This window comes from Pseudomonas sp. MF7453 (assembly GCF_016405455.1).
GTDB lineage: Bacteria > Pseudomonadota > Gammaproteobacteria > Pseudomonadales > Pseudomonadaceae > Aquipseudomonas > Aquipseudomonas paralactis.
In genome coordinates this window covers 1-1,757 of the sequence record NZ_JAEKCN010000047.1, presented here as the reverse complement: position 1 = coordinate 1,757, position 1,757 = coordinate 1, and the positions used below count along the sequence as shown (strand labels likewise).

Genomic DNA, 1,757 nt, shown 5'->3' with positions numbered 1-1,757 from the left:
CGTTGGTGTTCGCGGCCGCTCTTGAATAGGTGTGAGGTGAGCACTTCGCCGTTGAGTTCGACGGTAGCGAGGTGGCCGCCCTTGTCGTGGTTGAAGGTGAGGCGGTTGTTGTCCGGCAGGCGCAGGTTTTTCAGCTGGCCGCAGGCGTCGTAGCCATAGCGCAGGGTGCCCCAGCCCTGGTGTTCGGCGGTGAGGCGGTTTTGGCGGTCGTACTCGTAGGCCAATGCCCAGTGGCCGTCTTCGACGCTGAGGAGATTGCCCTGGCGGTCGTAGGCATAAGCAATAACGCTGTCATCGGGCAGGGTTTTTCGTACGAGACGCCCGGCGTGGTCGCGCTCGTAGCGGGTGATTAGCTGACTGTTATCGTCGCCGTATTCGGTCTTCTCCAGCAGGTTGCCGTTGAGGTCGTAGGCGTAAGCGGTGCGTTGGCCGTCGAAGCCGGTTTCCTGTTGGATCAGGCCGTTGGGGTGGTAGTCGAGTTGGTAGGTTTCGCCGACTTCGTTTTCGATTTCTGTCAGCAGCAGCCGGGCGTTGTCGTAACGGTATTTGACCTGGGTGCCGTCGGCGTTGATGCGGCGGCTGATCAGGTGCAGGCCGTCGGCGTATTCGTAGCGGGTGACGTGGCCGAGTTCATCGCGTTCGGCGATGATTTTGCCGTAGGGGTTGTAGCTGAATTCCCGGGTGGCGCCGCCTGGCAACACGATGCGAATCAGCCTACCGACGCTGTCCCATTCATAAATGGTCTGCGCGCCGTGCTCATCCTCGCGGGCAACTTGCCGCCCCAGGTCGTCGTAGCGATAACGCTGGATGCCGCCATTGGGCAATTGCTCCTCCAGCAACTGCCCACGCTCATTCCACATCAGCCGATGGCAACTGTGGTCCGGGTACCAAACCCCAGTCAGTTGCCCGTGTTTGTTGTAGCTGTAGTCAGTCGAATGACCATCGGGGTCAGTCTTGCGAATGACATCGCCCTGGTCATTACGCTCATATTTCCAGACCGCTTCACCACGCCGTACAACCCGTACGAACCCATTGTCATGTTCGTAGGACGTCGGCTCATCATCCCCCGGAAACAACGCCACCAAGCGTCCGGCGTCGTCGTACTGATAGGCCGTCACCGCGCCCATGGGGTCTTGCTCGACGGTCAGCCGCCCCTTGACATCGTAGGATTTGAAATGCTGCGCGCCGTCCGGATCGATGCGCTGCACCAACCGCGCCCGGTCGTCATGGACATACACCTCCTGGCTGCCATCGACGTTATGCACGGTGACGTGGCCGTCATCGTCCCAGGTATAGCGCGTGTCCATCTGCGAAAAACTCGCCCAATGCCGCACGCAACGTGCCGCCTTGCCAGCGCGCTCCCATTCCCAAAAGAAACTCGCCCCACCGGCCAGCTGCCGCTCAACAATGACGTGCTGATCGTCGTACCGATAACGCTCGCTTTCACCGACGGCATTGGTCGCGCACACCAGTCGTCCAGCTTCGTCATAGGCGTAGGAAACGATGTTCTGCTCGGTTTCCCAAACGTAGGGCTCACGCCCTTTGGCGCGATGAACCTGGTAGTCCACCGCGACGATGCGGTCTAGCTCATAGCGCAGCAGTAGGGAACGACCAGCACCGTTATCCAGCCGCTCAATCCGCCCAGATCGATCACGGCAAATGCGCAGGCGGTTGTCATACGCATCGCTGATGGAAACCAACACACCGTTACGAAAGTGATAAAACCGCGACGCTTGGGCCAGCACCAGCTCATCAGG

At 60.0% G+C, this 1,757-nt stretch carries 1 pseudogene; it reads right to left on the bottom strand.

The features are described 5' to 3' along the window. Nucleotides 1-1,757, bottom strand: a pseudogene (locus tag JFT63_RS29330) (RHS repeat protein); the annotation flags it as partial.